Source organism: Pseudomonas sp. AGC41 (assembly GCF_057334555.1).
The window spans coordinates 21,596-22,817 of sequence record NZ_JBHFJB010000047.1 but is presented as its reverse complement, the minus strand read 5'-3'; the positions used below and the strand labels follow the sequence as shown (position 1 = coordinate 22,817).

The 1,222-nt window shown below is 62.9% G+C and carries 1 protein-coding gene; it reads left to right on the top strand.

Annotation, left to right across the window (positions count from 1 at the left end):
• Window positions 1-215: 215 nt before the first annotated feature.
• Complete coding sequence (locus tag ACE04F_RS09475; protein ID WP_486106157.1) at window positions 216-1,169, top strand: alpha/beta fold hydrolase; 954 nt, start codon at window positions 216-218, stop codon at window positions 1,167-1,169.
• The last annotated feature ends 53 nt before the right edge of the window (window positions 1,170-1,222 follow it).

Genomic DNA, 1,222 nt, shown 5'->3' with positions numbered 1-1,222 from the left:
GCTACGCAGTCCAGCGGGAGCAAGCTCCCTCGCCACGGTGGTCCTGCAAGTATCTGGAGCCTGAGGTCTCTGAGATTCTGCAGGTATCTGAAATCCCCATAGTTGCTATCGACGCCAGCGCCGTTCTCGTTGCGCTGCGCTCTCTCTAATCTGCCCACCAACGCGATCGATGACGATCCCGGCAGACCAAAACACCCCTTATGGAGAGAGCAACGATGAACACCTTCAACCGCACCCTGGCTGTCGCAACCCTGGCCCTGGCCACCCTCGGCGCCGAGGCGGCGACGCCCGTACAAGCCGGTGCCCCGGCCTCGGCCGTCGGCAGCGTGGTGCAGTCGTCCAGCTACATCACCACCAAGGATGGCGTCCAGCTCTACTACAAGGATTGGGGCCCGCGTAACGGCCAGGTCGTCACCTTCAGCCACGGCTGGCCGCTGGATTCCGACAGCTGGGAAGGCCAGATGATGTTCCTCGCCTCCAAGGGCTACCGCGTGATTGCCCACGACCGTCGCGGCCATGGTCGCTCCAGCCAGCCGTGGGAAGGCAACGACATGGACCACTACGCCGACGACCTGGCGGCAGTCATCGAAGCGCTGGACCTGAAGGACGTGACCCTGGTCGGCTTCTCGACGGGGGGCGGCGAAGTGGCGCGTTACATCGGTCGCCACGGCACCGGTCGAGTCAAGAAAGCCGTGCTGGTGTCCTCGGTGCCGCCGCTGATGCTCAAGACCGACACCAACCCCGGCGGCTTGCCACTCGAAGTCTTCGACGGCTTGCGCAAGGCGTCCCTGGAGAACCGTTCGCAGCTGTACCTGGACATCGCTTCCGGCCCGTTCTATGGCTACAACCGCAAGGGTGCCAAGCCATCCCAAGGCTTGATCCAGTCGTTCTGGGCGCAAGGCATGCAAGGCGGCAGCAAGAACACCTATGAGTCGATCGCGGCATTCTCGGCGACCGATTTCCGCGGCGACCTGAAAAAATTCGACGTGCCGACGCTGGTGATCCACGGTGACGACGACCAGATCGTGCCCATCGATGCCTCAGGCCGGGCTTCGGCGGCGCTGATCAAGGGCGCTCGACTGATCGTCTACCCAGGCGCGCCGCACGGCTTGACCGAGACGCACAAGGATCGTTTGAATCAGGATCTGCTGACTTTCCTCAAGGAATAAACCCCGGATAACGATCGCGGACAATCGGGTGGGAGATAACCTGTGGGAGGGGG

What these genes read in the sequence shown, in the direction of transcription:
- ACE04F_RS09475 (WP_486106157.1), top strand. Translation starts at nt 216, where the DNA reads ATGAACACCTTCAACCGCACCCTGGCTGTCGCAACCCTGGCCCTGGCC.